Genomic DNA, 15,453 nt, shown 5'->3' with positions numbered 1-15,453 from the left:
CGGAGCCGCGCCGTGAATCGCCCGTCCTCGCAATACGAGTATATGTCCCTCGACGATTTCGAGGAACTTCTCGCCGACAAGCCCGCCGACGAAAAGTGGGAGCTGATCGGCGGCCGCGTCGTGCGCATGATGGTCGGCGCGCGGTGGGAGCATAACCGGATCTGCCAGAACGTCGCCACGGCGATGATGACGGATTTCCGGCGCAAAGGCTCCAATTGCCGGCCTTTCGCCGAGACCTTCTGGCTTAAGGAGAGGCTTTTGGACCTCGCCTGTTTCCCGGACGTCATCGTCAAATGTGGGCCGCTGCCGCCTGACGCCACATCCCTCGACGATCCGGTCGTCCTTGTCGAAGTGGTTTCGAAAGGCTCGGCCCAGCGCGACCGCTGGGAGAAATGGGCGCTGTATCAGCGGCTGCCGTCGCTACAGCATTACGTTCTCGTTGAGCGCGATCAGTTGGCGGTTGACGTCTTCGACCGGGTCGAAGGCGGCTTTTTCGAGCGCCCCAGACTCGAGCGGGCCGAAGATTTGCTGCGCCTGCCCGCGATCGGCTTCGAGCTCTCGCTCGCGGAAATCTACCGCGACGTCATTTCCGCCTGAGCGCGCCATCCCAACCAGCGGTTCACGCGGGCGCAATAGGCGCCGAAGGCTTCCGGGTGGCGGGCGCGCAGCGCTTCCTCCTCATGGGGCACGATGAGCCTGTCCATGCCCCAAAAGTGCCCATAAAGCAGCGCCGCCGCGGCCAGCAAAGTCAGAGGACAGAGACCGGCGCCTCCGAGTCCGAAGCCGATCAGCCCGAGCGACCAGGCCAGGCTCTGGAGAAGCGAGACGGCGTACACCGGATTGCGGGAGAACGCATAGACCCCGCTCGTCACCAGCGTCTCGGAGCCGATGAACTGCCGCGCGTCGCCGCCGCGCTTTTCGAGATAGACGACGAGGCCGATCTTGAGCAGGAGCAGCGACACATAGGCCGCGCCGGCGACGCAAAGAGCGCGCGTGCTTTGCGAAGTCGCGTCGCCCCAGGCAAGCAGCAACAGCGTTGTCGCGCCATAGGCCGCGGTCGCGGAGAGATCGACGAGAAAGATGCGGGAGAACTGCAGGTCCTGTCGAACGCGCCGCGCCGTCAGCGCCAGAAAGGCCGCGAGGGGCGCCGCGGATGTCACGCTCATGCCGATCTCCAATCGCGCCGCGCGCCGGCGCGCCTCTTTTATTGTCGACCGAGCTTTAACGTTGCCTTACGCTTTCGCCAATTCCTTCAACCCGTGGCGGATGAGGGCGCCCGTCTCGGCGCTTTCGCCGAGCGCCTTGACGCTGGCGGCGACGGCCGCGGCGGCCTGGGGGCGGCCATAGCCGAGATTGACGAGGGCCGAGACGGCGTCCCGCACCGCGGAAGGGGCGCTTTCATCCGCGTCGCCGGAAAGTTTGGCGACGACTGGATCGACCGAGCCGAAGGCGGGCGCCTTGTCCTTCAGTTCCGCGACAATGCGCGCGGCGAGCTTCGGCCCGACTCCTGAAGCGCGCGCAATCATCGCCTTGTCCTGCGTCGCGATGGCCGAGCCCAGTTCGGAGACGGAAAGAATGGAGAGAATGCCCAGCGCCACTTTGGCGCCGACGCCCTGAACGGTTTGCAGCAGACGGAACCAGTCGCGCTCCGCCTCGCCCTGGAAACCGAAGAGCTTGATTGAATCCTCGCGGACTTGCGTCTCGATGGCGAGCGCCGCCGCTTCGCCGGGGCGGGGCAGTTTTTGCAGCGTTCGCGCCGAACAATGCACGATGTAGCCGACGCCGTTCACGTCCAGAATGACGAAATCCTCGCCGTAGCTGTCAATCAGGCCCTTTAGCTTGCCGATCATGCGAGCGCCGCCTTCAGCGCCCGCGCGCCTCGGTGCTGGGCATGGCAGATTGCGACGGCCAGCGCGTCGGCGGCGTCGGCGCTGGTTGCGGCGCTCGCGGGCAGCAGCACGCGCACCATCATCTGAATCTGCGCCTTTTCAGCGTGTCCCGCGCCAACGACGGTCTTCTTCACGAGGTTGGCCGCATATTCGGCGATGACGAGGCCGGCGAGGGCGGGGGCCATCAAGGCGACGCCGCGCGCCTGACCGAGCTTGAGGGTGGATTGCGGATCGCGGTTGACGAAGGTCTCCTCCACCGCCGCCTCATGCGGCGCATAATCGGCGATGACCTGCATCAGCCCTTCGTGGAGTTGCCGCAGCCGGTTGCCCATGTCGAGCGATCCGTCCGACCGCACCCGCCCGCAGGCGATGAAGGAGAGGCGCGAGCCCTGACACTCGATGACCCCCCAGCCGGTGTTTCTCAAGCCGGGGTCGATGCCGAGGATGCGAATCGGAGGGGCGGTCATGGCGCAACATAGCCGGAACGGCGCGTGCGGGGGTAGGGCGGCCGCCACGCCGCGCAAGCGCTACTGCGCCTCCTCCGCCTTCCCCACAGCGTCAACCACCGCGTCGAACGCCAGCATCGTCGACCCATGCCGCGCCTTGTAGTCGCGCACGGGCTCCAGCACGGCGAGGTCGGCCCATTTTCCTTCGGGGGGCGGGCCGTTCTCCTTCAGCATGCGGCGCAGCGCCTCGCGGGCCTCGCGCAATTCCTGCGGGGTGGAGCCCACCACATTGCGCGCCATGATCGACGCCGAAGCCTGGCCGAGCGCGCAGGCCTTCAACTCATGGGCGTAATCGGTGACTTTCCCGCCCCGAAGGTTGAGATCGACGGTGATCGTCGAGCCGCAAAGCTTGGAATAGGCCTTGGCGGTGGCGTCCGGCTGCGCCAAGCGGCCGATACGCGGGATATTTCCGGCGAGTTCGAGGATTCTGGCGTTGTAGACCTTATCGAGCATGTCACCGCGGTCTCGGCGCGGGGCTTACGTTCGGTCCCGCTCGCCTTTATATAGAGTTTCGAGGGCCGGCGCGAAAGCGGCGGCTCCGGCGCAACGCCGAGGCGCCGCAGCTTCTGCAAGACTCGGGCGAAGTCTCGAATTTCGCGTCGGTTTTATGGTTTCCGAGGGGCGTGATTTGAGGTGATGACCCATGCGTCTTGACCGCATGGAGGCCAGCGTCGCTCGTTGCGGCGCGACAGTTTGAGGAGGCGCCACATGGATGACGTGGTTAAGACCTTTCCCGCCCGCCCCGGTTTCGAAGAAGATCGCACGCCAATGATCGACGCCACGCCTGCGACCGCCGAGCGCCCTGCCGCGTCCGAAGGCGCCGGGAAGAGGCTCGAGCGCCCGTCCCGCGCCGAAGCCGAGGCGGCGGTGCGCACGCTGCTGCGCTGGGCCGGAGACAATCCCGACCGCGAGGGCCTGCGCGAGACGCCCCGCCGCGTGGTGAAGGCGTACGAGGAGTTTTTCAAAGGCTATCAGGAGACCGCGGACGAGGTGCTCTCTCGCGTCTTCGAGGAGGTCGAAGGCTATGACGACCTCGTCCTGGTGCGCGACATCCCCTTCACCTCGCATTGCGAGCACCATGTCGTGCCCTTCGTCGGCAAGGCGCATATCGCCTATTATCCCACAGGCGGCGTCGTCGGCCTCTCGAAGCTTGCGCGTCTCGTCGACGTCTTTGCGCGCCGCCTTCAGACCCAGGAGGCGATGACGGCGCAGATCGCAGGCGAGATCGAGACGCATCTCAATCCGCGCGGCGTCGCCGTGCTGGTCGAGGCGGAGCATATGTGCATGTCCATGCGCGGCGTGCTGAAACAGGGCTCGTCTACGGTAACGGTCCAGTTCTCGGGCGTCTTCCGCGACGATCCGGCCCAGCAGGCGCATTTCTACACGCTGCTGCGCGGCGCCCGTTGATGGACAAGGCGGCGCTGGAGGAGGGGACACAATTTGCGCCCCGTTTCGACGCGAGCGGCCTCATCGTCTGCGTGACGGTGGAGGCCGCGACGCGCGAGATTCTCATGGTCGCCTATATGAACCAGCTGGCGCTGGATAAGACCATCGAGACCGGCGTCGCCCATTACTGGTCCCGCTCGCGTAACGCGCTCTGGCGCAAGGGCGACACTTCCGGACAGGTGCAGCGAGTCGTGTCGCTTTCCGTGGACTGCGACCAGGACGCGCTCATGTTGACGGTCGAAGCCGGCGGCGACGGCAAGGCCTGCCATACCGGCCGCAAGTCGTGTTTCTATCGGCAGGTGACGACTGACGGCGGGCCGCGGCGATTGATTTTTACAGAGTAACGGCGCACGCCGGCTCTTCCTGCATCTGGTCCGCAGCGCCCAAAATAGGCGACGCTTGCTCGAGGCTTGACGGCTCTCGACGGAACCTGCGGCCTGCATAAGGTGTTTGGCCAAAGGTTAACCTCCTGGCCATTTTCGAGGCGCAGCCTCGCTCCCATATAAAATCAAAAAGATTGGCAGAGGGGACGACTGAGCAGGAATTATGTGATGTTATCGCTGCTACGACGCACGGACACTTCGATCACCAGCGAGTCGCGGGAAGTGACGAACGCCACGGAAACACCCGAAAGGGGCGGGCCCCCGGCTGTTTTGGGCGAGGATCGCGACACGCGCACACGGCCCCGCGGCCAGCCGCTGATCGGGCTGGCCCTCGGCGCGGGCGCAGCGCGAGGCTGGTCCCATATCGGCGTGCTGCGCGAACTGTCCGAGCAGGGAATTCATCCAGACATTGTCGCCGGCACGTCCATCGGCGCCGTGGTGGGCGGATGCTATGCCGCCGGCCGGCTGGATCAGATCGAGACCTTCGCGCGTTCGCTCACTCGGCGGCGCGTGTTCACCCTGATGGATCTTTCCTTTTCCGGCGCCAGCCTCATCACCGGCGAGCGGCTGAAGGCGGCGCTGGAGCAGGAGCTCGACTCCCTCAACATCGAGGATTTGCCAATCCCCTTCGCAGCTGTCGCGACGGAAGTCGGGACGGGTCACGAGGTCTGGCTGCAACGCGGCGGGCTGGCCCACGCCATCCGCGCCTCCTACGCGCTCCCCGGCATTTTCGAGCCGGTACGCGTGGGCGACCGCTGGCTTTTCGACGGCGCGCTGGTCAATCCTGTGCCGGTGACCGTCTGTCGCGCCCTCGGCGCGGAATTCGTCATTGCGGTCAACGTCACCGCCGACACGATGTATCGGGCGCGCGTCATTCGCGACGATCCGGCGGCGGCGAAGCGCGCGGCCGAGGCTGGGCCGTTTGGGGACAAGCCAGACATTTCTTTCGTGGATCGCATCCTGCCGCGCTATTTCGAGCGTCAGCCGGGCGATGCGCCGAACGTCGCGACGGCGATGATCGACGCTTTCAACATTATTCAGGACCGCATCCTGCGTTCGCGGCTAGCCGGCGACCCGCCGGACGCCACCATCACCGCGCGGATGGAGGATATTGGCATGTTCGATTTCCACAAGGCCGATCAGCTCATCAATGTCGGACGCTCCGCCGCGAAGCGCGCTTTGCCCAACATTTTCGCGCATATCCCCATTCCGGGCGCGACGGTCTGATCGCTCGACCGATCGCGTCTGCGACGCGATCGGGCCAGGCTTTCAAGTGGGGCCTTCAAGCCTGGGCGATGTATTCGCGCATCGAGCGATGTTCTTCTTCGATGACGCGAATACGATATTTCACCACGTCGCCGATCGAGACAAGGCCCGTCAGACGGTCGTCCCGCATGACCGGAAGGTGGCGACGCCGTTCGAGCGTCATGGTCTGCATGGTGGTGTCGACCGTGTCGTTTTCGTGAGCCGTCACCGGCGCCTGCTGCATGTGGTTTGACACCGGCTCCTCGAGCGCCCGCGCCCCGCCGGTTGCAACGGCCGCCACGACGTCTCGTTCCGAGATCAGTCCAACGACCACGCCGCCGCCGTCGACGATAACCAGGGCGCCGATCCCGTGACGCATCAGCTCCTGGGTCACATGATGCAGGGTGACCGTCGGCGCCGCCGTCACGACATGCCGGCCTTTTTCAGAAAGAATCATTGCAACAGTCATCGCTTCCCTCCCTCGATCAGCCCGGCCCCTGCGCGCGCCGCGGCGGCGGCCCGGCGGCTGTTCAAGCGAAGGGCGCTAGACCTGCCGCCCCCAATGGTCGAAGGCGCTGAAGGTCAGGAGCCCGAAAAGGAACCCTCCGAGATGCGCTTCCCAGGCGATCGGCTCGGACGAACCCATCGCCTCGGGGAAGGCGCCGAAGAGGAGGTTCGCGCCGAACCAGACGATCAGAAAAAGCATCGCCTGTCTGTTCTCGCGAAGCTGCGAAAGCGACGCGGTCCGCGCCCTTGTCCCGCCAATCGAGTCGTAACCCAGCCGCGCGCCGGGGGTAAATGCAAAACGCACGATCGCCGCCATCGTTCCGGAGATCGCCGCCGAGGCGCCGACGACTGGAGTCGCGTCGAGGGCGTGCAGTAAAAAATGCAGCATCGCGCCAGCGACGGCGCAGGCGCCGAAAAACCAAAGAAAGCGGGCGCCGCCGAGACGGCGCGCGACGGGCGCGCCAAAAGCCGCGAGCGTGAGAGCGTTGATGAGAAGATGCGTCCAGCCGCCGTGAAGAAAAGCATAGGTGATGGGCGTGACATAGACGAGCGGGCCGGCCCCGAGAAGGGTGGCGAACTCTTCGCGGCCCTGATCGAGGGGACTCGCGCCGAGCGCGGCAAGAACCCGTTGCGGGGCCAAAAGGAAACTCAGGCGCAAAGGGATGAAAGCGAAGGCGTCGTACAGGGAGTGGACGACGCTTGGCGGCGCGACCGCGACGAAAAGCTGAATGGCCGCCATGACGCCGAGGAGGGCGCTGATCACCCCCGGCAGATTGAGCATCTTCTCCCTGTCGTCGGCCACGTCTCTCTCCAGGCGGTCCCGCGCCAGCCCCCTGCCGCGCCTTGCCGCGACGCCGGCGCTGGAGCAACGCGCGTTGCAGACGCCAAGGAGAGGACAAGGGGAAGCGCCGGAGCAAACGCTCCCCCTCTTATCCGCGTCTTGTCGCTTAAGAAAGATGACTTCCCGAAAACAGTCAGCTTCGTCTTGGTTGAGACCTTCGAAGGAAGCGGAGCTTCTCCCTGTCGCCGGCCCACGCGGCAAATCTCCCATAAGGCTAAGGTTTCGGCAAGAAAGAGATTGAGAAAAGGTTAACCCACGCCCATGGCACGCCGACTGCTGAACGTCGCGTAAGACGGGCGCTGTGGGGGCGCCCTGTTTCGATCTGGCGCAAGCCGCCGGTCACCGGGACGGGAAGAGATGAGACATCAGGTCAGCAAGGAGTTGTTCGCATATTGGAACAAGCTGAGAGGCGCGCGCGCCGCTCCCGATCGCGCGCATATCGATCCGGCCATGATACGCAACATCCTCGCTGACGCCTTCATCCTTGAGGTGGACGCGGAGGGCGCCTTTCCCTTCCGGTTTTCCGGGGCGCGCATCGATGCGCTCTGGCAGGCCGAGCAGAGAGGCGAGTCTTTTGTCGACTTGTGGCAGGAAAAGCATCGTCGCAGCGTATCCGCGACGCTGATGACCGCGATGGACGGCGTCACGCCCGTTATCGCCGGCGCGAGAACGAGCGTCGCCGCGGCAGAGCACCAGCTCGAACTCGAGCTGCTGCTACTGCCCTTGCGTCATTTCGGCAAGACCCATGCGCGCATGCTCGGCGCCCTGTCGCCAGCCCATCCGGCGGAGTGGCTCGGGGAAATGCGCGTGGACCCGCTGGAATTCCTTTCGATGCGCGTCCTGTTTCCGGGGTTCCTTCCTGGCGCCGTCCAGGCAGTTCAGCATGGGCAAACTCGGCCGCGTCTCGTTGTATATAATCAAAACAGATAGTATTATAGTCCGTCTTTTCTTCCGTCTGTAAGAATCCTTAAAGACGCTCGTGGTATCGTTCTGTAACTCGAGACGCAGATACGCGAAGACATGGCGGCCACCCAGCTTGAATACAATCAGTCCTGGAAGCTGCATGAAAGTCGACGGTTCCAGCGCGTGCCCGTCACTTTGTTCGGGCGCTGCATGCTGGAGTCACGGCGCGAATATCCCTGTCGGACGCTCGAGATGTCGCCGGGCGACATGACGCTGATGGCGCCGGTCCGGGCGGCCATCGGCGAAAAGGTCATTGTCTATCTCGACCAGATCGGCCGCTTCGCGGGCGTCGCCACCGACCATACGGAGGCGGGCTTTGCGCTGACGATGAATCTGTCGGCCGCGAAGCGCGACCGGCTCGCCGACCAGCTGACCTGGTTCGCCAACCGCCACGCCGTCAATCTTCCGGACGACCGCCGGCACGAGCGCATCGTTCCGATCATGCCGAGGACCCTTCTGCGGCTGCCCGACGGACAGGAGACCATTGTCAGGATCCGCGATCTGTCGCTCTCGGGCGTCGGCCTGGAGACTGAGGCGCGGCCTGATCCTGGCTTGCGCATCGTCGTCGGCGCGACTCCGGCCATTGTGGTGCGCCACTTCGCCGGCGGCATAGGGGCCGAGTTCGAGACGCCCTTCCGTCCCGGCGAGATTGACGAAGGCACGAGACTTTGAGGGCTGGTCAGCCGCCGCCAATGCCCTCGACGATGCGGCCGCTGCCGTCGCAGCGCGGGCATGGCGCGTCGAACCGGGCGCCTGTGTCCGGATCGGTCTTCTTGCCGGTTCCGTGGCATTCTGGGCAGACATCTTCTCCCGTCCCCGGCGCGCCGGGCGCCGGATCGTCCTCGGGAGTGCGTTGCCGGACGGGAGGTTTTGACGACATGGCTCTCGCGCCGTTCGACGGTAGAGCAGGGGAGATAGCGCGTTGTCGGCCCTCGGCGAGCGGCGCGACGTCCGCTCGCCTTCGGCGGGTCAGCGCTGATCGAGCGGCAGGCGCGCGAAGCGGGCGCGCCGCTCCAGGTCGATCAAGCGCGGCGGAAAGCGCCTGCAGACGGAGGGCCCGGGCCAGCCGTTCACTGGGCTGCGCCATGCCGGCGCATCGAAATCATGCCCGGCGTCGGGGCGTTGCGGAAGCGATCCTTCTGCTGTGACGCCGGCGGCCCGGATCGCATCACGGACGGACGACGGACGAAAATCCATGTTTCCCTCCAGACGGTCGTGGTGAAGAAAGCGGCGGCAAGAGCCTCCGACCCAGCGCCTATCTTTGCTCGAATTTTCTGATTATTCAAGGAGCTGATCGAAAACGGAACATCCCCGGGAACGGGGGCCGCAAATGAAAAGCGGCTTGTCCCCGGCTGGCGGAGACAAGCCGCATACCCCTGAAAACTGCCCCTGAAACCTTGCCGAGGCTAGCGCCTGACAAGGCCGTTCGCCAAGCTTGGCGTTTTACAGGAAGCGACATTCCTCTGCGACTGTCGCAGAAGTACAACTGTAGCTCGCACTACTGACTGGCTGGCGGCGAAACCGCGTCTTTGACGCATTTTCTCGTGAAGCTGGTCCGTGCGGCTCCGGCCAATTTCTTCTCGGCGGCGGCGGCCTCGCAGCCGCGGGTCGCGGCGTCACGCTCGCACTTCTTCATGAAGCTGTTGAGCGCGGCGCCAGCGAGCTTCTTCTCGGTCGCCCGGGCCGCACAATCGGGCGCGGCGGGCGCGGTCGTTTGAGCGGAAGCGCTCAAGTTGAAACTCAACGTTCCGACGGCGCATATCAGCGCAAGGGCAAATCTCGGCATTGGCGGTCTCCTTCCGAGCGAGGCCGGCCAACCCGCCAGCCCCAAGTTGTGGAGGCCTTACTTACCCTTGTCTGGCGCGGGAGCCGGACAATTGGACGCGAACGGCGACACGCCGGGCGTCGAGCAGGGTCCTCTGACATGAAAATTGGCGCCGCAGGCGCCGAGAGCGACCGCCAGAGCGACGATAAGCGCAGCTTTCAACATCGCGTTCGGGTGTCTCAGCAGGCCACCTTGACGCGCTGGTATCGGATGAATGTTCCCCAGTCGTCATATATCGGCTGCCAGGCGGGACACAGACGCGCTCCGCGGCGGGAAGGGGGCGCGGCGTAATAAGGCTCCGCATATTGCTCTTGAGAAGCGACGGCTGCGCCAAGCATCGTCCCCAACGCCAGCCCGCCGATGGCGGCGCCGGCGACCGCGGCCCCGTTATTATACCCGTAGCCCCAGCCCCAGCCTGGACCCCAACCCCATTGGGCCGCGGCCGGCGTGGTTAGGGTGAGGCTCGACGCCAATCCCGCGGCGGCAAGCGAGAGCGAAACAATTTTACGAAGAGACGCCATGACATGACCCCGCTCAAAAAGACAGCGGATACTATACGACGTTGGTCAAGGCTGAACAGCCCGCCTTACGCCTGGGCGCAAGGTCTGGCGTCTGTGACGCGTCGGTCGCTCACCGCGTCGCAAACTGCACGCTTAAGGACGTGCCGGCGCCGCGCGCCACCTCGAGCGAGCCGCCGAGCTGAGTGGCGAACGCCTCCATGATGCCCATCCCCAACGAGCCCATCGGGTCGGCGCTCTCGAGCATGCCCGGGCCGTCGTCGCTGATTTGGAGAAGCAGACGCCCGGCGGCGTCCTTTGCGAGAGAGACATTGAAACGCGCGCCGAGCCCCTTTGAGAACACATGTTTCGCCGCGTTCAGGGCGGCCTCGTTCACCAGCAGGCTAATAGCCGTCATCTGATCGATGGAAAGCTCCGGCGCGCCTTTGATGTCGACCGTCGCCTTGACCGGCAGGTCTCGAAAGGCGTTCGCAAGCATTTCCCGCAACAGCGGCTCCAGGCCATTCCCATAAGCCGTCCCGTCGTGAAGCCGCCGATGCAATTGCGACATCGCGATGATGCGCTCCTCGGCCTCGTTGAGAGTTTGAGCCGCGAGCACCGGATTGCGCAAATTGCGCTGGGCGTTTCGCAGTAATGCGACAACGAGCTGCAGATTATTGGCGACCCGATGCTGGAGCTCGCTGAACAAAGTTTCCTGCACGGCTTTCGCCAGCTCGACGCGCCGAACGGCCTCGCGCAGCCCCGCCACGAGAGCGACGATGAAGCCGCCAACCAGAAGAAAGCCGATAATCGCTCCAACGGTCGCCTTGTCTTTGAGTTCGAAGGAATCGAACGGTTCTAAGTAGAACCGCCATCCCGTGACGGCCGACAGGGCCAGGACGACCGCGCCCTGCCGCCAGCCGCAGATAAGCGTGGCCAATGCAATCGCCGGATAGAAGGTGAGAAATTTCATCCCGCTCAGAACAGGGTCGAACAGGACGCGGACGCCGAGGCTCACGGCGAACAGCGCCAGCGCAATCGTCCAGCTAAGGGGCCCTTGCCGCTTGATCGACGCCCGGCTGAGCTGATGCATCCAGGGCACTGCTTACCTCGGTTGGGACGAATGCGCGCCAGTCATTGCCTGGCTGCTTCATAACCGGAGAGCGCGCTCCCGAGTTCCAACGCTCAGAAGAAGCCATCCCGAATTGGGCGATTGCTGTGACGAAGCTCGGTTTCTCCGCGCATTTTCTCGCAGGAGTTTCAATTTCTTGCCGCGGCTTTCCGGAACGCCGCCGTAATGTAGCGGGTTATCGGCATAACATAGGGGCGGTTGGCGGCGGCCGCGACCGGAAAAGGAAAAAGCAGCGTGCATACTGTTCGGCCCGATATATTCCATAAGGAAAAGGCGCGGGATCACCTGATCATTCAGCGTCAACTGGGCGCCGCGCTTCGGGAGTGTCTGAACACGATCGTCGCCGAGCCGGTCCCAGAGACGCTGACGCGCCTCATCCAGGCGCTGGATGTCGAAACCCGGCGCCCGGACGCCCAGAGCGGCGCCCTGTGCCGCGCGCCCCAGAAAGACCGCTAGTTTGATCTGCGCCTGTCGGGATTTCCGTCGTCATGAACGGCGCCGAGCAGGTCTTTCATCGCCCGCCGCAGGCCGTGAAGCTGATCGATGAGGTGCAGGATGACGCCGACGCCGGGGTCGTTCACGCCCAAGTCTTTCTGCAGCTCCATAATCAGCCTGGCGCGCGCGAGGTCGATCTCGCTGTAATCGCGCTCGCCGGCGCTCTCTGCCGGGATGAGCCACGCCTCCGCGATCCACATCTTCAGCGTCACATGGTCGAGCGCGGCGTGTTGGAGAAACTCTTGCTCTTTCACGGCGCGTCACTCCATGTCCTGGCGCGGATTGTAGGGCGATGCTGGTTTCCAACTCGAAAGAAACGCCTCCAATTCGGGCTCCGGCTGCGTCGGCGCCATGACTTTGAGTCTGACGAGTTCATCGCCGCGCCGGTCCTTGCGGGCGACGCCCTTGCCCTTGAGACGAAGCACTGTGCCGGTATTCGATCCCTTGGGGATTTTCAACAGCACCTTGCCGCTGGGCGTCGCCGCCTTCACCTCCGCCCCCAACGCCGCCTCGGCGATGGTGATCGGCAAATCGAGCAGGATATCGTCGCCTTCTCTGGAAAAGAAATGGTGCGGACGAACGGCGATCTCGATCAGCGCGTCGCCGGCTTCTCCCTCTCCGTGCGACGGCGCGCCTTTGCCGCGCAGTCGCAGGATCTGTCCTTCTTCGATCCCTGCGGGGATCGTCACGTGCAGCGCGCCGCCCTGCGGCAGGGCGATCTCCTTTTGCGCACCATTGACCGCGTCGAGAAAGTCGATCTCGAGCCGGTAGTGGAGATCGGGGCCGCGCGCACGTCGTGATTCCTGCGCCCGACGTCTCAACAGCTCGGCGAAGATATCGTCCTCGCTGAAGTCTGAATACGCCGCCTGCGATTCATACGGATGGCCGGAGGCCGCGGCGTAATCCCGATAGTATCTGTGCTGCGGCCGTTCCGCGCCCGTCGCGTCGATTTCGCCGGCGTCGTAACGACGGCGCTTTTCGGCGTCGGAAAGAAAGTCGTTCGCGCTCGAAACTTCTTTAAACCTTTCTTCGGCGTTCTTGTCGCCGGGGTTGAGATCCGGATGGAGCTTCTTTGCGAGCCGCAGATAGGCTTTCTTGATCTCGTCGGGCGAAGCGGTGCGGGCGACGCCCAGCGTCTCATAGGGGTCTTTCATAGTCGACGAGGATAAACGCCGCCTGCGCGGGGTCAATGTTGGCGGTCGATCCTAAAGCCGCTTGAGCATGTTGTAGCCGAGGAGCCCGCCCAGCGCCGCGCCGGCGACGGCAGTGACGAGACCCGCCATTCCCCCGCCGGCAAGTCCGCCGAGGACCGCGCCGACGCCCGCAAAAATATAGTGGTTCGCTTTCTTCCGAGGGCTTTGGTTTGAATTGCTCATTACGCTCTCCGTCATCAAGCGGGCGCCGATGCGCCGCAACGCGCCCAGAAGAACGTTTTCGTCATGCGAAGGGTTGCAGGCCGCGGCGATTCCTCGCGCCGCCCTGTGCCGCACGCCGTGACATACGACAGGTCCGAGGTTAGCATCGCGGCTGGACATGCGCCTTTCAAGGAAGTCGGCGATGACGGATATTTATGGCCGCTATCTTGCAGATATTTTTACAGAGCCATCCAACGTCGATCCTGACACGCTCGCCAACCTCGGCCCCTTGCGTCCAATGGCCGGCGCGTGGCGCGGCGAGAAAGGCGTGGACGTCAATCCGAAGGCTGAAGGGCCAGAGACGCAAATCTTCGTGGAGCGCTTGGAGCTGCAGCCGATCGACCCGCAAACCAACGGCCCACAGCTCTTCTACGGGCTGCGTTATCATCAGCATGTCGTAAAGCCCGGAGAGGTCGAGACCTACCACGACCAGATCGGCTACTGGCTGTGGGAGCCGGCGACCGGCGTGATCTTGCAAACGCTGGCAATTCCACGCGGACAGATCGCCATGGCGGTCGGCAAGGCGACGCCGGACGCGAGGGAGTTCGAACTTGTCGCGTCGCGGGGTCTCACGACAAGTGGAATTTGCTCCAATCCCTTTTTGGAATCGGCCTTTCGGACCGACGAATATCGCATCCGCGTCAAAATCAACGATGACGGAACGTGGAGCTACGATGAAACCACGCGGCTGATGCTCAAGGGCGAAAAGCTCTTCGAACACACAGACAAAAGTATGCTGTTCAAAATCGGCGAACCGACGCCGAACCCGCTGGCCGCGAGGAAATTCTAGGACACTGAAATCCGTGAGGTCGGCGCCGGGGGACCCACGAGCGCCGACCGAAACGATGTCAGAAGAAGAGCCCCAGGCAACCGCCCGCCAATCCCCCCACGACCGCGGCTGCGATGGTGTTCTGCAGGCCGCCAAGCGCCGCAGCCGCGAGGCCGCCCATAATTACCGCGCCAACGCCCGCCATAATGTAGGTCGTCGAGGTGATTTCGAGTTCTTTGCTAGCCATTTCGTCATTCCTCTCATGATGCTGCGCCTTGTCCGGCGCTTTGCCCCAAAGGGAGACGCGCGCGTCATATTGACGCAGGCAAAGGCTAGCATGAATCGCGCTTCTGTCCAGCGGATTCCGACGAGCCTGCCTCAGGCTTGGAATAGCGGCCGCATCGTCGGGACGCCCCCCCGCCATTGCAACCTAGTGTGGCGCCCTGAGCACAGCCGTCGGCTATTTCAGAAACGATCGGAAATATCCTTTGATTGTGAAAAATGTCTCTGCCAACTTCTTCTAAGCTGCACTCCTGAAACAACAAAATGAGACTGATCTAATGAGACGAATGTTGATTTCGGCCGCAGTATCGGCGCTTGTCGCCGGCTCGGCTTTCGCCGCCGATCTTCCGTCCCGCAAGGGGCCGCCTGTTCTTCCGCCGCCGCCCCCGCCGCCCCCCATGTGGACCGGGTTCTACGTTGGCTTGAACGCCGGCGGCACTTGGGCCGCCTCAGGCAATATCACCAATACCGCTTTTGGCATCGTTCCCGGGCCAGGCGTCTTCCCCCAGCCTGTCTTGTCCGCGGAAGCGGCGGCGAGCGCTACGAGCTTCGTCAGCGGAAACAACAACGGCGGCTTCATCGGCGGCGGCCAGATCGGCTATAACTTCCAGTTCTACAATAACTTTATCGTAGGTCTCGAAGCCGATATCCAGGGCATCGCGGGGACTTCCGGCTCCAGAAGCTTCATTGCGACGACGCCGTCGTCGTTCCCGGCCGGGACAGGCTCCACCTTCACCACGGTTGGACAGTTGCGCGGCAGTCTCGATTATCTCGGGACGGTTCGCGGCCGCCTTGGTTGGCTGTTCACTCCGACCCTGCTGGTCTACGGCACCGGTGGTTTCGCCTATGGCGGCGTGAGCGTGAATAACGCCTTCGTCACCAGCCACAGCTTCGGGGCGTTTTTGCCCTCGCCTCTGACGTCCTTTGGCGCGTCGTCCTTCGCGGACACGCGGACCGGCTGGACCGCCGGCGGCGGCCTCGAGTGGATGTTCTGGCCCAATTGGAGCGCCAAGGTCGAATATCTGTACTATGACCTCGGCAGAATCACCACCACCGCCTACGGCTTCGAGTCGGGCGCTAACACCGGCGGCGTGCAGTTGTGGGGCCTTGGCCTCCAGACCTCGGCGCGGGTCAACGGCAATATCGTCCGCGCCGGCGTGAACTATCACTTCAACTGGGGCGCTCCGGCCCCGGTCGTTGCAAAATACTGAAGCTATGCTGACTAAGCGAAGTCCAGCCTCGCTTCGTTTGGATCGGT

Annotated in this window: 24 protein-coding genes; 9 read left to right on the top strand and 15 right to left on the bottom strand. The window is 63.9% G+C overall.

The features are described 5' to 3' along the window. Window positions 1–12: 12 nt before the first annotated feature. Window positions 13–597 (top strand): Uma2 family endonuclease, encoded by a 585-nt coding sequence (locus ACETII_RS20470; RefSeq protein WP_472786758.1) that lies wholly within the window; start codon window positions 13–15, stop codon window positions 595–597. On the opposite strand, the gene ACETII_RS20465 is transcribed toward ACETII_RS20470, so the two are convergent. The 4 genes from ACETII_RS20465 to ACETII_RS20450 all read right to left on the bottom strand — a co-directional run bounded on the left by ACETII_RS20465 (window position 573) and on the right by ACETII_RS20450 (window position 2,848). Continuing rightward, a complete protein-coding gene (locus ACETII_RS20465) occupies window positions 573–1,166 on the bottom strand; it encodes a methyltransferase family protein (RefSeq protein ID WP_472786757.1) in 594 nt (197 codons plus the stop codon). The two genes, ACETII_RS20470 and ACETII_RS20465, sit on opposite strands and share 25 nt — an antisense overlap. A 66-nt stretch (window positions 1,167–1,232) precedes the next feature. Continuing rightward, window positions 1,233–1,850 carry a Holliday junction branch migration protein RuvA gene (gene ruvA, locus ACETII_RS20460; protein ID WP_472786756.1) on the bottom strand — a complete coding sequence of 206 codons (618 nt, stop codon included), beginning with the start codon at window positions 1,848–1,850 and terminating at the stop codon, window positions 1,233–1,235. Next, on the bottom strand, window positions 1,847–2,356 hold the full coding sequence (gene ruvC / locus ACETII_RS20455) for a crossover junction endodeoxyribonuclease RuvC (protein ID WP_363349152.1): 510 nt from the start codon (window positions 2,354–2,356) through the stop codon (window positions 1,847–1,849). The genes ruvA and ruvC overlap by 4 nt, the downstream gene beginning before the upstream one ends. A 60-nt stretch (window positions 2,357–2,416) precedes the next feature. Next, entirely contained in the window at window positions 2,417–2,848 is a 432-nt protein-coding gene (locus ACETII_RS20450; RefSeq protein WP_472786755.1) for an iron-sulfur cluster assembly scaffold protein, read from the bottom strand. A 255-nt stretch (window positions 2,849–3,103) separates the two neighbouring features. Between ACETII_RS20450 and folE the strand changes: the two genes are divergently transcribed. The 3 genes from folE to ACETII_RS20435 all read left to right on the top strand — a co-directional run bounded on the left by folE (window position 3,104) and on the right by ACETII_RS20435 (window position 5,451). Next, window positions 3,104–3,802 (top strand): GTP cyclohydrolase I FolE, encoded by a 699-nt coding sequence (gene folE / locus ACETII_RS20445; protein WP_363349150.1) that lies wholly within the window; start codon window positions 3,104–3,106, stop codon window positions 3,800–3,802. After that, window positions 3,802–4,185, top strand: coding sequence for a phosphoribosyl-AMP cyclohydrolase (hisI, locus tag ACETII_RS20440; protein WP_363349149.1), 384 nt, complete (start codon window positions 3,802–3,804; stop codon window positions 4,183–4,185). The genes folE and hisI overlap by 1 nt, the downstream gene beginning before the upstream one ends. 207 nt (window positions 4,186–4,392) lie before the next feature. Then, entirely contained in the window at window positions 4,393–5,451 is a 1,059-nt protein-coding gene (locus tag ACETII_RS20435) for a patatin family protein (RefSeq protein ID WP_363349148.1), read from the top strand. A 55-nt stretch (window positions 5,452–5,506) separates the two neighbouring features. Here the strand turns inward: ACETII_RS20435 and ACETII_RS20430 are convergent, their stop codons facing one another. Together ACETII_RS20430 and ACETII_RS20425 are read right to left on the bottom strand one after the other, a co-directional pair. Continuing rightward, a complete protein-coding gene (locus ACETII_RS20430; RefSeq protein WP_363349147.1) occupies window positions 5,507–5,938 on the bottom strand; it encodes a CBS domain-containing protein in 432 nt (143 codons plus the stop codon). Between the two features lie 75 nt (window positions 5,939–6,013). Next, a complete protein-coding gene (locus ACETII_RS20425) occupies window positions 6,014–6,778 on the bottom strand; it encodes a rhomboid family intramembrane serine protease (RefSeq protein ID WP_472786754.1) in 765 nt (254 codons plus the stop codon). 396 nt (window positions 6,779–7,174) lie between these two features. On the opposite strand from ACETII_RS20425, the gene ACETII_RS20420 reads away from it, so the two are divergent. Further along, window positions 7,175–7,747 (top strand): PAS domain-containing protein, encoded by a 573-nt coding sequence (locus ACETII_RS20420; protein ID WP_363349145.1) that lies wholly within the window; start codon window positions 7,175–7,177, stop codon window positions 7,745–7,747. Window positions 7,748–7,837: 90 nt separating this feature from the next. Then, entirely contained in the window at window positions 7,838–8,452 is a 615-nt protein-coding gene (locus ACETII_RS20415; RefSeq protein ID WP_363349144.1) for a PilZ domain-containing protein, read from the top strand. A gap of 7 nt (window positions 8,453–8,459) precedes the next feature. On the opposite strand, the gene ACETII_RS20410 is transcribed toward ACETII_RS20415, so the two are convergent. The 5 genes from ACETII_RS20410 to ACETII_RS20390 form a co-directional block, all read right to left on the bottom strand. After that, window positions 8,460–8,660 (bottom strand): hypothetical protein, encoded by a 201-nt coding sequence (locus ACETII_RS20410; protein ID WP_363349143.1) that lies wholly within the window; start codon window positions 8,658–8,660, stop codon window positions 8,460–8,462. 89 nt (window positions 8,661–8,749) lie between these two features. After that, a complete protein-coding gene (locus tag ACETII_RS20405; protein WP_363349142.1) occupies window positions 8,750–8,977 on the bottom strand; it encodes a hypothetical protein in 228 nt (75 codons plus the stop codon). Window positions 8,978–9,278: 301 nt separating this feature from the next. Continuing rightward, window positions 9,279–9,566, bottom strand: a complete 288-nt coding sequence (locus ACETII_RS20400; RefSeq protein WP_363349141.1) for a PsiF family protein — start codon at window positions 9,564–9,566, stop codon at window positions 9,279–9,281. Between the two features lie 218 nt (window positions 9,567–9,784). Next, entirely contained in the window at window positions 9,785–10,126 is a 342-nt protein-coding gene (locus ACETII_RS20395; protein WP_363349140.1) for a hypothetical protein, read from the bottom strand. 109 nt (window positions 10,127–10,235) lie between these two features. Beyond that, window positions 10,236–11,195, bottom strand: coding sequence for a histidine kinase dimerization/phosphoacceptor domain -containing protein (locus ACETII_RS20390; protein WP_472788197.1), 960 nt, complete (start codon window positions 11,193–11,195; stop codon window positions 10,236–10,238). A gap of 273 nt (window positions 11,196–11,468) precedes the next feature. On the opposite strand from ACETII_RS20390, the gene ACETII_RS20385 reads away from it, so the two are divergent. Further along, window positions 11,469–11,690 (top strand): hypothetical protein, encoded by a 222-nt coding sequence (locus tag ACETII_RS20385; RefSeq protein WP_363349139.1) that lies wholly within the window; start codon window positions 11,469–11,471, stop codon window positions 11,688–11,690. Here ACETII_RS20385 and ACETII_RS20380 read toward each other — a convergent pair. Genes ACETII_RS20380 through ACETII_RS20370 form a run of 3 tightly spaced genes read right to left on the bottom strand, consistent with a single transcriptional unit; the run spans window position 11,687 to window position 13,105 of the window. Next, complete coding sequence (locus tag ACETII_RS20380) at window positions 11,687–11,983, bottom strand: chaperone modulator CbpM (RefSeq protein WP_472786753.1); 297 nt, start codon at window positions 11,981–11,983, stop codon at window positions 11,687–11,689. The genes ACETII_RS20385 and ACETII_RS20380 overlap by 4 nt on opposite strands. A 6-nt stretch (window positions 11,984–11,989) precedes the next feature. After that, window positions 11,990–12,883 (bottom strand): DnaJ C-terminal domain-containing protein, encoded by an 894-nt coding sequence (locus tag ACETII_RS20375; RefSeq protein WP_472786752.1) that lies wholly within the window; start codon window positions 12,881–12,883, stop codon window positions 11,990–11,992. 51 nt (window positions 12,884–12,934) lie between these two features. Further along, on the bottom strand, window positions 12,935–13,105 hold the full coding sequence (locus ACETII_RS20370; protein WP_472786751.1) for a hypothetical protein: 171 nt from the start codon (window positions 13,103–13,105) through the stop codon (window positions 12,935–12,937). Between the two features lie 181 nt (window positions 13,106–13,286). On the opposite strand from ACETII_RS20370, the gene ACETII_RS20365 reads away from it, so the two are divergent. Beyond that, complete coding sequence (locus ACETII_RS20365; RefSeq protein WP_363349135.1) at window positions 13,287–13,934, top strand: FABP family protein; 648 nt, start codon at window positions 13,287–13,289, stop codon at window positions 13,932–13,934. A 58-nt stretch (window positions 13,935–13,992) separates the two neighbouring features. Here ACETII_RS20365 and ACETII_RS20360 read toward each other — a convergent pair whose 3' ends face one another. Beyond that, window positions 13,993–14,160 (bottom strand): hypothetical protein, encoded by a 168-nt coding sequence (locus tag ACETII_RS20360; protein WP_363349134.1) that lies wholly within the window; start codon window positions 14,158–14,160, stop codon window positions 13,993–13,995. A gap of 313 nt (window positions 14,161–14,473) precedes the next feature. Here ACETII_RS20360 and ACETII_RS20355 point away from each other — a divergent pair, with 313 nt between their 5' ends. Then, window positions 14,474–15,406, top strand: coding sequence for an outer membrane protein (locus tag ACETII_RS20355; protein WP_363349133.1), 933 nt, complete (start codon window positions 14,474–14,476; stop codon window positions 15,404–15,406). Window positions 15,407–15,453 lie beyond the last annotated feature (47 nt).

It is taken from the genome of Methylocystis sp. NC52PC, from assembly GCF_055698645.1.
The sequence above is the reverse complement of the archived record's forward strand: the minus strand, read 5'-3'. Positions and strand labels throughout refer to the sequence as shown.

Excerpts from the sequence above, each read along its gene's own strand:
- ACETII_RS20465 (WP_472786757.1), bottom strand. The coding sequence starts at position 1,166 with ATGAGCGTGACATCCGCGGCGCCCCTCGCGGCCTTTCTGGCGCTGACG.
- ruvA (WP_472786756.1), bottom strand. The coding sequence starts at position 1,850 with ATGATCGGCAAGCTAAAGGGCCTGATTGACAGCTACGGCGAGGATTTC.
- ruvC (WP_363349152.1), bottom strand. The coding sequence starts at position 2,356 with ATGACCGCCCCTCCGATTCGCATCCTCGGCATCGACCCCGGCTTGAGA.
- ACETII_RS20450 (WP_472786755.1), bottom strand. The coding sequence starts at position 2,848 with ATGCTCGATAAGGTCTACAACGCCAGAATCCTCGAACTCGCCGGAAAT.
- folE (WP_363349150.1), top strand. The coding sequence starts at position 3,104 with ATGGATGACGTGGTTAAGACCTTTCCCGCCCGCCCCGGTTTCGAAGAA.
- hisI (WP_363349149.1), top strand. The coding sequence starts at position 3,802 with ATGGACAAGGCGGCGCTGGAGGAGGGGACACAATTTGCGCCCCGTTTC.
- ACETII_RS20435 (WP_363349148.1), top strand. The coding sequence starts at position 4,393 with ATGTTATCGCTGCTACGACGCACGGACACTTCGATCACCAGCGAGTCG.
- ACETII_RS20430 (WP_363349147.1), bottom strand. The coding sequence starts at position 5,938 with ATGACTGTTGCAATGATTCTTTCTGAAAAAGGCCGGCATGTCGTGACG.
- ACETII_RS20420 (WP_363349145.1), top strand. The coding sequence starts at position 7,175 with ATGAGACATCAGGTCAGCAAGGAGTTGTTCGCATATTGGAACAAGCTG.
- ACETII_RS20415 (WP_363349144.1), top strand. The coding sequence starts at position 7,838 with ATGGCGGCCACCCAGCTTGAATACAATCAGTCCTGGAAGCTGCATGAA.
- ACETII_RS20410 (WP_363349143.1), bottom strand. The coding sequence starts at position 8,660 with ATGTCGTCAAAACCTCCCGTCCGGCAACGCACTCCCGAGGACGATCCG.
- ACETII_RS20405 (WP_363349142.1), bottom strand. The coding sequence starts at position 8,977 with ATGGATTTTCGTCCGTCGTCCGTCCGTGATGCGATCCGGGCCGCCGGC.
- ACETII_RS20400 (WP_363349141.1), bottom strand. The coding sequence starts at position 9,566 with ATGCCGAGATTTGCCCTTGCGCTGATATGCGCCGTCGGAACGTTGAGT.
- ACETII_RS20395 (WP_363349140.1), bottom strand. The coding sequence starts at position 10,126 with ATGGCGTCTCTTCGTAAAATTGTTTCGCTCTCGCTTGCCGCCGCGGGA.
- ACETII_RS20390 (WP_472788197.1), bottom strand. The coding sequence starts at position 11,195 with ATGCATCAGCTCAGCCGGGCGTCGATCAAGCGGCAAGGGCCCCTTAGC.
- ACETII_RS20375 (WP_472786752.1), bottom strand. The coding sequence starts at position 12,883 with ATGAAAGACCCCTATGAGACGCTGGGCGTCGCCCGCACCGCTTCGCCC.
- ACETII_RS20370 (WP_472786751.1), bottom strand. The coding sequence starts at position 13,105 with ATGAGCAATTCAAACCAAAGCCCTCGGAAGAAAGCGAACCACTATATT.
- ACETII_RS20365 (WP_363349135.1), top strand. The coding sequence starts at position 13,287 with ATGACGGATATTTATGGCCGCTATCTTGCAGATATTTTTACAGAGCCA.
- ACETII_RS20360 (WP_363349134.1), bottom strand. The coding sequence starts at position 14,160 with ATGGCTAGCAAAGAACTCGAAATCACCTCGACGACCTACATTATGGCG.
- ACETII_RS20355 (WP_363349133.1), top strand. The coding sequence starts at position 14,474 with ATGAGACGAATGTTGATTTCGGCCGCAGTATCGGCGCTTGTCGCCGGC.